Annotated in this window: 11 protein-coding genes; 7 read left to right on the top strand and 4 right to left on the bottom strand. The window is 71.8% G+C overall.

Going from position 1 to position 9,826, the window contains the following annotated elements; translation table 11 throughout:
• The 5 genes from ADK60_RS10615 to ADK60_RS10595 form a co-directional block, all read left to right on the top strand.
• Positions 1-710 (top strand): PucR family transcriptional regulator (locus ADK60_RS10615; protein ID WP_199839636.1); only part of this gene is annotated, 710 nt, incomplete at its 5' end.
• Between the two features lie 107 nt (positions 711-817).
• Positions 818-1,588 (top strand): lipoyl(octanoyl) transferase LipB, encoded by a 771-nt coding sequence (gene lipB, locus ADK60_RS10610; RefSeq protein WP_053645134.1) that lies wholly within the window; start codon positions 818-820, stop codon positions 1,586-1,588.
• 172 nt (positions 1,589-1,760) lie between these two features.
• Positions 1,761-2,759, top strand: a complete 999-nt coding sequence (gene lipA / locus ADK60_RS10605) for a lipoyl synthase (RefSeq protein ID WP_045942629.1) — start codon at positions 1,761-1,763, stop codon at positions 2,757-2,759.
• Between the two features lie 243 nt (positions 2,760-3,002).
• Complete coding sequence (locus ADK60_RS10600) at positions 3,003-3,212, top strand: hypothetical protein (RefSeq protein ID WP_053645122.1); 210 nt, start codon at positions 3,003-3,005, stop codon at positions 3,210-3,212.
• A gap of 189 nt (positions 3,213-3,401) precedes the next feature.
• Positions 3,402-4,094: a DUF4191 domain-containing protein gene (locus tag ADK60_RS10595; RefSeq protein WP_045942627.1), complete on the top strand. Its 693-nt coding sequence runs from the start codon at positions 3,402-3,404 to the stop codon at positions 4,092-4,094.
• Positions 4,095-4,282: 188 nt separating this feature from the next.
• On the opposite strand, the gene ADK60_RS10590 is transcribed toward ADK60_RS10595, so the two are convergent.
• Positions 4,283-4,750, bottom strand: a complete 468-nt coding sequence (locus tag ADK60_RS10590) for an RDD family protein (RefSeq protein WP_053645120.1) — start codon at positions 4,748-4,750, stop codon at positions 4,283-4,285.
• Between the two features lie 301 nt (positions 4,751-5,051).
• Here ADK60_RS10590 and glnA point away from each other — a divergent pair, with 301 nt between their 5' ends.
• Entirely contained in the window at positions 5,052-6,464 is a 1,413-nt protein-coding gene (glnA, locus tag ADK60_RS10585; protein WP_045942625.1) for a type I glutamate--ammonia ligase, read from the top strand.
• A gap of 275 nt (positions 6,465-6,739) precedes the next feature.
• On the opposite strand, the gene ADK60_RS10580 is transcribed toward glnA, so the two are convergent.
• Positions 6,740-7,228, bottom strand: coding sequence for a hypothetical protein (locus ADK60_RS10580; protein WP_053645118.1), 489 nt, complete (start codon positions 7,226-7,228; stop codon positions 6,740-6,742).
• A 42-nt stretch (positions 7,229-7,270) separates the two neighbouring features.
• Positions 7,271-7,852 (bottom strand): TetR/AcrR family transcriptional regulator, encoded by a 582-nt coding sequence (locus tag ADK60_RS10575; protein ID WP_063783109.1) that lies wholly within the window; start codon positions 7,850-7,852, stop codon positions 7,271-7,273.
• A gap of 57 nt (positions 7,853-7,909) precedes the next feature.
• Between ADK60_RS10575 and ADK60_RS10570 the strand changes: the two genes are divergently transcribed.
• Positions 7,910-8,287: a DUF6463 family protein gene (locus ADK60_RS10570; RefSeq protein WP_045942622.1), complete on the top strand. Its 378-nt coding sequence runs from the start codon at positions 7,910-7,912 to the stop codon at positions 8,285-8,287.
• Positions 8,288-8,439: 152 nt separating this feature from the next.
• Here the strand turns inward: ADK60_RS10570 and ADK60_RS10565 are convergent, their stop codons facing one another.
• Positions 8,440-9,759 carry an MFS transporter gene (locus ADK60_RS10565; RefSeq protein ID WP_199839635.1) on the bottom strand — a complete coding sequence of 440 codons (1,320 nt, stop codon included), beginning with the start codon at positions 9,757-9,759 and terminating at the stop codon, positions 8,440-8,442.
• Positions 9,760-9,826 lie beyond the last annotated feature (67 nt).

Below are 9,826 nucleotides of genomic sequence, written 5' to 3'. Positions count from 1 at the left end.
GGGGTGGGGGGGGCCCGGTCGCCGTGCGCTCGCGGCTGGCGGGGGCGGCCGGGCGGTACCTGTTCGGCGCCCGGGGCATCAGTGCCGAGCACGGCGAGGCGGTGGTGCTGCTGGTCCCGGTCGGGGGCGGGAGCGCAGCTCCGGTCGAGGCCGGGGCCGGGGCTCCGCCCGATGCCGGGGCTCGGGTTGACGCGGCAGGCGGAGGCGCGGCCGGGGACGTCGCCCAGCGGGCGGCGGAACAGGCCGCCGAGCGGCTCGCCCGGCTGGCGGGCTTCCCGGTCACGGTGGGCGCCGGCCGCTCCGCCGCCGGGCCGGTCGCGCTGGCCACCGCGTACGCCGAGGGGCTGCGCTGCGTCCGGGCGCTACGGGCGCTCGGCCGGGACGGCGAGGGCGCCTCGGCGGGGTCGCTCGGCTTCCTCGGGGTGCTGCTCGGCGACGGCCACGACGTCTCCGGCTTCGTCGGCGCGACGCTGGGACCGCTGCTGGACTACGACGCCCGGCGCGGCACCGAGCTGGTCCGCACCCTGCGCGCGTACTTCGACTGCGGCGGCAGCCTCACCCGGGCCAAGGACGAGCTGCACGTCCATGTGAACACCGTCGTCCAGCGGCTGGACCGGGTCGAGGTACTGCTGGGCCGGGACTGGAACGGTCCCGAGCGCTCGCTGGAACTCCAGCTGGCCCTGCGGCTCCAGCTGCTGTCGGGGGCCTGAGCAGGCACCTGGACGGTCCGTACGGGCCGGGGCGTACAGTGGCGAGGTTGGTCTCGAACGCCTGGCAAGGAGCAGCAGCGGTGAGCGAGAACGTTCGGTTCGTCCGGATGGGCATAGGCGAGGGGGCCGTCCCGTACCAGGAGGCCTGGGAGGAGCAGCAGCGGCTGCACGCCCTCCGGGTCGCCGACGAGATCCCCGACACGGTGCTGCTGCTGGAGCACCAGCCCGTGTACACGATGGGCAAGCGCACCAATCCGGCGGACCTGCCGCTGGACGGCACCCCGGTGGTCGAGGTGAACCGGGGCGGCGAGATCACCTGGCACGGCCCCGGCCAGCTGGTCGGCTACCCGATCGTCAAGCTGCCCGACCCGATCGACGTGATCGCGTACGTGCGGCGGCTGGAGGAGGCTCTGATCCGGGCCTGCGCCGGGTTCGGCGTGGAGACCACCCGGGTCGAGGGCCGCAGCGGCGTCTGGGTGCTGGGCGGGGACATCCCGGACGCGGTGGTGGACCCCGCGCAGGTGGTGGACATCGGCAAGCTCACCCTGCGGATGGGCCTGCCGCTGGGCATCGACCCGCGACTGGCCGGCCCGGAGTACGCGCCGTCCAACGCGGGGCAGCGCGGCGACGACCGCAAGCTGGCCGCGATCGGCGTCCGGGTCGCGCGCGGGGTGACCATGCACGGCTTCGCGCTGAACTGCGATCCGGACATGACCTGGTTCGACCGGATCGTGCCGTGCGGCATCCGGGACGCCGGGGTCGCCTCGCTGGCCGGCGAGCTCGGGCGGGCCCTCCCCGTCGCCGAGGCGCTGCCGCTGGTCGAGAAGCACCTGGCCGAGGTGCTCGCCGAGCTGCCGGAGCCGGCGACCGGGCACTGAGCCCGGGCGCCCGGTGCGTGTGTCCGCGCTCGTAGCCGAGTCCGGTCCCGCGCCCGGGAATCTACTTGCCGGTAGCCCTGTTGCCCTGCGATTGCGGGGTCCCAGCCCCGGCGAAGGCCGTACAAGCACAGGCGTACCCTGGGGGTACCCCGTCTAGTTCTAGGAGTCGCACGTGTCCGCTGTCGCGCCCGACGGCAGGAAGCTGCTCCGCCTGGAGGTCCGCAACAGCGAGACCCCCATCGAGCGGAAGCCCGAGTGGATCAAGACCCGCGCGAAGATGGGGCCGGAGTACAACGCCCTCCAGTCGCTGGTGAAGAAGGAAGGGCTGCACACGGTCTGCCAGGAGGCCGGCTGCCCCAACATCTTCGAGTGCTGGGAGGACCGCGAGGCGACCTTCCTCATCGGCGGTGACCAGTGCACCCGCCGCTGCGACTTCTGCCAGATCGACACCGGCAAGCCCGCCGACTTCGACCGGGACGAGCCCCGCCGCGTCGCCGAGTCCATCGTCACCATGGACCTCAACTACGCCACCATCACCGGCGTCGCCCGCGACGACCTGCCGGACGGCGGCGCCTGGCTGTACGCGGAGACCGTGCGCCAGGTGCACGCGCTGACCGCCGCCCGCGAGGCCGGGCGCACCGGCGTCGAGCTGCTGATCCCGGACTTCAACGCGGTGCCGGAGCAGCTGGCCGAGGTCTTCTCCTCGCGCCCCGAGGTGCTGGCGCACAACGTCGAGACCGTGCCGCGGATCTTCAAGCGGATCCGCCCGGCGTTCCGCTACGAGCGCTCGCTGAACGTCATCACCCAGGCGCGCGAGGCCGGGCTGGTCACCAAGTCCAACCTGATCCTGGGCATGGGCGAGACCCGCGAGGAGGTCAGCCAGGCGCTGGCCGACCTGGTCGGGGCCGGCTGCGAGCTGATCACCATCACCCAGTACCTGCGGCCGTCGCTGCGCCACCACCCGGTGGAGCGGTGGGTCAAGCCGCACGAGTTCGTCGAGCTGCAGCAGGAGGCCGAGGAGCTCGGCTTCGCCGGGGTCATGTCCGGCCCGCTGGTCCGCTCCTCGTACCGCGCCGGGCGGCTGTACCGGCAGGCGCTGGAGCACCGCGAGCGGCAGAGCGGGACGGCCGCGGCGGCCCCGGCCGGGTCGGCCCCGGTCGCGGCGGTCTGACGGGCGGCGACGGCGGTTTCACGCCATCGGAGGGGCGGGGCTTCGGCTCCGCCCCTTTCGCTTCACCGGGCTTTGACCAGCTGGTCACGGACTGGTAACACGGAGTGGGGACGATGGCGTCTCCATGGGTTTTCGATTTTTCTCAGCCACACCTCCGAGCACGTCCGCACCGCCGCGCGCACCCGGTCACGGGTCCGCCCGCGCGGCTGCGCGGCCGCTCGGTCCGAGGGGAGCTGTTTCGGCATGCGGGTCGATTTCCGGGTGGAACTCCGGTCGGTGGGCACCGCGCTCCGGCTGGCCGAGAGCGTGCTGCTGGCGGGCGGCCAGCGCCAGGCGCGGCAGAACGCCTGGTCCGCCGTCTGCGAGAACCGCAGGTACGCGGCGGCGCGGGAGCTCGACGGCGGACCGGCGGGCGCCCCGGTGGGCGGACCGGCGAAGGCCGCGCGCCGCTGACGGCGTCTGGCGGTGGGGCTGCCTGCGGGGTAGGGCGTCGAAGGGCTGCGGCGGCGGGCTCCAGGGGGCGGAAGAGGGTACTTCGGGGGTCGGCACACCCGGCGGAACAGGGGCACCCGGGTCACGGTTCGGGGCGAACGGGTACCCGGGCTTGGATATCCCGTACCCGTGCCACGTACCATGAGCGTTATGGCGAGGGAAACATCCGAGAACCCCGGGCGACTGAAGCAGATCCGCCTGGCATACACCATGACCAAGAAGGTCGACACCAAGATCGGCCTGATCATCGCCGGCGTCGGCCTGCTGACCTTCGGCGTGTTCCTGGCCATTGGTTTCGCGATCGAGCACCCCGTCTACCTGGGCATCCTGGGCTTCATCGTGGCCTTCCTGGCCATGGCGATCGTCTTCGGGCGCCGGGCCGAGCGCGCGGCGTTCGGGCAGATGGAGGGGCAGCCGGGCGCCGTCGCCGCTGTGCTGAACAACATCCGGCGCGGCTGGAGCGCGAGCTCCACGCCGGTGGCCGTCACCCGCAGCCAGGACGCGGTCTACCGCGCCGTCGGCCGGGCCGGCATCGCGCTGATCGGTGAGGGCAACCCGAACCGGGTCCGCCAGCTGCTCGCGGCCGAGAAGAAGAAGATGGCCCGGGTCGTCGGCGACGGTGTGCCGGTGCACGACATCGTGGTGGGCGACGGCAAGGACGAGGTCCCCCTCAAGAAGCTGCAGATCCACCTGATGCGTCTGCCGCGCGCCATCACGCCCGCCAAGGTCACCGAGACCAACGACCGGCTGCGCGCGCTGGGCGACCTGCTCTCCAAGGCGCCCATCCCCAAGGGCCCGATGCCCAAGGGCGCCCGGATGCCCAAGGGCGGCCAGGCTCGCTGAGCCCCTCCCCCGTCGACACCAGAACGGCCCCGCCGCGGAGCTTCCGCGGCGGGGCCGTTCGGCGTTCCGGCATTCGCACCGGCCCGGGCTCGGATCCGGAGACTCGGGTCGGGAGGCTCAGGTCCGGAGACTCAGGTCCAGCCGGATCGGATCCGGACGGTCAGATCCGGACGGTCAGATCCGGACGCTCAGATCCGGACCTCGACGGTGCCGACCGCCTTGTCGTGCAGCCCCCGGGTGTCGCGGTCCCAGACCAGGGCCGGTACCACCAGGAAGAGCAGCACCGTCCGCAGCAGCACCTGCGGGATGGTCGCCCGGCCACCGTCGAGCCGGACCACCCGCAGGCCGAACAGCCGCTTGCCGAAGGTCGTCCCGGTGGTCGCGAGCAGCAGCACGATGACGGCGAAGAGCAGCGGAGTGGTCCACATGTTCGCCGAGCCGGCGGAGCCGTTGCCGAGCAGCCCGTAGGCGACCAGGGCGACCAGCCAGCCGTCGACGAACAGGGCACCCAGCCGGCGGCCCGGGCCGGCGATCGAACCGGAACCCTCCTTGGGCAGTCCGAGGCGCTCACCGCGGTAGCCGAAGTCGGCTCCCATCTTCTCGGCGGCCGCCTTCGGGCCGTCGATCCACGATCCCAACGCTTCTCTGGTGTCCACGAATCCACATTAACCGGGCGAACACCGGGGGCGGCCACCGCCTCCCCGGCCCGGACCGCGCGGCCCGCCCGCGCACCGCCACCGGAGAGTGAATCGGCCGCCATCGGCTTTCCCCCGCCCCTCTCCAGTGGTCCAGACCACTTCACCGCCCCGACCTGGCCGGGCGAGGCGTTTTGTCCAGAGCCGTACAACTTTGCCGCCCGCGCGACGACGGCGGTTAACATTCAGGAAACGACTGGGTCACCGGCCGGAAACGGCCCATTCCTAGGGTGAGCCCCATTCGCTACGCCGAGGAGGATGGATGTTCAACAACGCCGCCGAAGTGAAGCAGTTCATCCAGGACAACGACGTGAAGTTCGTCGATGTCCGCTTCTGCGACCTGCCAGGCGTCCTGCAGCACTTCTCCGTTCCCGCGGCGACGTTCGACCCGTCCGAGACCCTGATGTTCGACGGCTCGTCGATCCGCGGCTTCCAGGCCATCCACGAGTCCGACATGGCCCTGGTCCCCGACCTCGCCACCGCCCGGCTCGACCCGTTCCGCCAGGTGAAGCACCTCAACATCAACTTCTTCATCCAGGACCCGGTGACCGGCGAGGCCTACAGCCGCGACCCGCGCAACGTCGCCAAGAAGGCCGAGGCCTACCTCGCCTCCTCCGGCATCGCGGACACGGCGTTCTTCGGCCCCGAGGCCGAGTTCTACGTCTTCGACTCGGTCCGGTTCGACACCAGCGCCAACGCCTCGTACTACCACATCGACTCCGAGGCCGGCGCCTGGAACTCCGGCTCCACCGAGGGCGACGTCCGCGGCTACAAGGTCAAGTACAAGGGCGGCTACTTCCCCGTCCCGCCGGTCGACCACTTCGCCGACCTGCGCGCCGAGATGTCCCTGGAACTCGCCAAGGCGGGCCTGGAGGTCGAGCGCCAGCACCACGAGGTCGGCACGGCCGGCCAGGCGGAGATCAACTACAAGTTCAACACCCTGCTGCACGCCGCCGACGACCTGATGCTGTTCAAGTACATCATCAAGAACGTCGCCTGGCGGGCCGGCAAGACGGCCACCTTCATGCCGAAGCCGATCTTCGGCGACAACGGCTCGGGCATGCACGTCCACCAGTCGCTCTGGACCGAGGGCGTGCCGCTCTTCTACGACGAGCAGGGCTACGCCGGACTCTCCGACACCGCCCGCTACTACATCGGCGGCCTGCTCAAGCACGCGCCGTCGCTGCTCGCCTTCACCAACCCGTCGGTGAACTCCTACCACCGCCTGGTCCCCGGCTTCGAGGCCCCGGTCAACCTGGTCTACTCCCAGCGCAACCGCTCCGCCGCGATCCGGATCCCGATCACCGGCTCCAACGCCAAGGCCAAGCGCATCGAGTTCCGCGCCCCCGACCCCTCCTCCAACCCCTACCTCGCCTTCGCCGCCATGCTGATGGCCGGCCTGGACGGCATCAAGAACAAGATCGAGCCCCTGGAGCCGGTCGACAAGGACCTCTACGAGCTGGCTCCCGAGGAGCACGCCAACGTCCCCCAGGTCCCGTCCTCCCTCCCGGCCGTCCTGGAGGCCCTCGAAGCCGACCACGAGTACCTCCTCGCGGGCAACGTCTTCACCCCGGACCTCATCGAGACCTGGATCGACTTCAAGCGCACCAACGAGATCGCCCCCATCGCCCTCCGCCCCCACCCGCACGAGTTCGAGCTCTACTACGATCTGTAGGACACCATCTGACCTGCGGAAACGCCTCCCGGAAGCTCTCGTTCTCATGCGAGACGAGTGCAACGGGCGACGCCGGTGGCCGGCGGTGGATCGGCTGGACGAGCGACACCCGGGGTCGTCGCGCTCCTCGCGGAGCGTGACGACCCCTTTTGGTCGACGGCGCGGGCCGAGTTGCTGGGCCGCTCGGGGCGGCACCGTCTATGACGTGCCGGGCTTCCCCGCCCAGCGACCTCGCTGCCACTGTGCGGGCCGGGGCGGCCGACAGTCCCAGGTGGTCACAGGACTCGGTGCTCATTGAGCCAGACGTCGTCGAGGTGGATGAAGGCCCACTTCGCGGCTTCGGCCTCCTCGCGCCCGTCGCGCAGGACCTCGTTGAACTCGGCGACCTCGACCAGGTAGAGGTGAAGGTCCTCGTGCCGGATGGTGATCGTTGTTCGGGCGAACGACGTGGTGCTCTCCGCCGTCCAGTCCAGCGGGAACTCCACGAGCATGATGTGAGTGGTGTGGTCCTGGTCGAAGGGCTTCCACAGGTCTCGGCGGAGCTTGTGGGTGCAGCCGGGCACTCGGGAGAGCTCGCCGGCCGACGCGGCTACGAGGAGCTTGGCATCGACGAGCCAGCCGCCGTCGACAATGTCGTGGCCCTTGCGACGTCCGCCGTAGAGGGTGGGTTCGCCGCCCCTCCGGCTGAGCCAGTGGGCGACGACGTGCTCTGCGGCGACGGCCTTGACGGGGCCGAACGCCGACTGCTCTACGCGGATGGGCACTTCTGACTCCCTGAGCTCTGGTCTGCTGGGCGACGGCCGCCCTCAGGGTCGGCGGGGCGCCGGCTCGGAGGTCAGCGCGGCCGCGACGAGTCGGCCCAGTCCTGCGGCGAGTCCGTCCGGGGTGCGGTGCTGGAGGTAGAGCATGCTGAAGACCGGGCCGGTCACCAGGGCGTGGACGAGGGCGACATCGGGAACCGCGTGGAGTTCACCGCGGGCGACGGCCCGTTCCAGGAGGCCGCGGATGCTTCCCAACTCACGGACGACGAAGGTCTGGTGGAAGCGCGCGGCGAGGTCGGGCGAGGTGCCGAGGTCGGCGAGCAGTCCCAGCACCGCGCTGGTGGCGGCCGGTGCCGACAGGTGGTCGACGATCTCCTGGACGAGGGCGGTCAGGTCGCCCTCCAGGGTGCCCGTGTCCGGAGGCGCGGGCAGGTCCGGGGTGTGGATCGCGGCGGCGAAGACCATGTCCTGCTTGGTCGCGTAGCGCCGGTAGATGGCCGCCTTGCCGATACCGGCCCGCTCCGCCACGGCGTCCATGGTCAGGCCGGCGTACCCGGCGTGCGCGAGCAGTCCGCGGGTGGCGGTGAGGATCGCTTCGTCCACCCGGCTGTCCCTTGGTCGTCCCATGCCGAGATGATACGGTACCCGCAGTTTCGGAACTATGAGTCTCGCAATGGGGGAGCCATGAGCCGCTGGGCAGGCCGCATCCTGGTCGTGATGGGCGTCGGACACCTGGTAGTCCTGGGTGTGCAGAACGCGGAGTACCTGGACGAATGGTTCGGCGGCGCCCTCTGGGGGCTGCCCCGGGGCGAGTTCGTGCATCCGGGCGGGGCCAACGGGGCGTTCTGGATCGTGATCGGCAGCTTCGCCGTTCCGCTCCTGCTGCTCGGACTCCTCGTCGACCACCTCGCCCGCAGGGGCGTCGCGGTGCCGCAGTCCGTCGGCTGGGGCCTCGCCGCGTGGTGCCTGGTGGGGTCGACGATCCTGCAGCCCACGCCGCTGCTGCTCGGCCTGGTCCCCGCGCTGCTGCTGATCCGCTCGACCCGGCGCACCGCCGGCTGAGCACCGGGGCGCCCGTCGGGTCCGTCGCCGGACGAGCGGAATCGGGGGTCGTCACACTCCTCGCGGAGTTGTGACGACCCCCGTTCTCGCGCGCCACAGGCGTCGCGAACGGGAGAACCGCTTCCACCCACCGAACGGCCCGGGGTCGTGGTTTACCCGGTGGCGGTGGGGCCGGCCGGAGGGGTGCGGGGCAGGGTGCGGACGGCGGGGAGGGCGAACAGGACCGCGCAGCCGGCCAGGCAGGCGCCCGCCGACACCAGGAGCAGGTGGTCCGGGGAGGCCAGTGCGGCGGCCGGGCCTGCCAGCAGCTGGCCGAGCGAGATGCCGGACACCGAACCCGCCAACTCGTAGGCGGAGACCCGGTTGAGCACCGCGGGCGGGGTGTGGGTCTGCACGCTGGTCGCCCACATCACCGACCAGAACGCCAGGGCGGCGCCGCCGAGGACGTGGCCCGCCAGCAGCACCGGCAGACCGGCGCCCACCGCCACGCAGAGCGGCAGCACGGTGTACAGGACCATGGCCACCGTGCCCGCGGCCAGTGGGCGGGCCGGGCGCAGCCGCAGCGCCACCAGGCCGCCGAGCACCGTTCCGACGCCGAGGAAGGAGACCGCCAGGCCGTAGGCGTTCGGACCGAGCCGGTCGGCGACCAGCGCCGAACCCAGCGGCACCAGCGGGCCGAAGAGCAGTACGCCGAAGACCATCCAGACGAGGATCACCGCCCACATCCAGGTGCGGGCGCGGAACTCCCGCCAGCCCTGGCGCAGTTCGCGTCGGAGCGGGCCAGCGGTGCGGGCGGCGGGGCGAACGGCGGGGCGACCAGGGGGGCGGCCGGTGGCGCCGGGGTCGGCCGGGGCGGGCCGGACCAGGGCCAGGCAGAGGGCGCTGAGCAGGAAGGTTCCGCTGTCGATCGCGTACACCGCCCCGGCACCGGTCAGCGCGATCAGCAGTCCTGCCAGGGCCGGGCCGAGCAGATGGGCGAGCGCGTCGGCCACCTTGAGGGTCGCGTTCGCCCGCTGCGGGTCGGCCGCGACCAGCGGGACCATCCCGTTCACCCCCGGCAGGAACATCGCGACGGCCGCACCGGCCACCGCCGCCATGGTCACCAGCAGCCAGAACGGCGGCCGTCCGGCGAAGAACGCGGCCGCCAGCACACCCTGGGTGAGCACCCGGACGAGATCGGCGGCGACCATCATCCGGCGGGCGCCGATCCGGTCCGTGAGCACCCCGCCGAACAGCACCAGGAGCACGAACGTCCCGGTCCAGGTGCCGAGGACGAGGCCGGCCCCGGAGACGCCGTACAGCGCGCCGACCGCGAGCGCGGCGGCCACGGGCATCATCGCGTCGCCGAGCAGGGAGACCGCGCGGGCGGTGAAGTAGAGAGTGAAGGGTCCGGTCCACAACGGGCTCCGGGTGTCCCGGAGTCCGGGGCGGGAGTGCGGGGCGGGTGGGGTGTGCGTCTCGGCGGTGGTCACAGCAGAGATAGTGGTTCAGACCAATCGGCCCGTCCCAGTGTCCCGAACGACATGATGGGGTACTTTC

Source organism: Streptomyces sp. XY431 (assembly GCF_001279805.1).
GTDB classification, from domain to species: domain Bacteria; phylum Actinomycetota; class Actinomycetes; order Streptomycetales; family Streptomycetaceae; genus Kitasatospora; species Kitasatospora purpeofusca.
Note: the sequence above shows the minus strand (reverse complement) of the source record. Positions and strands in the feature narration are given on the sequence as shown.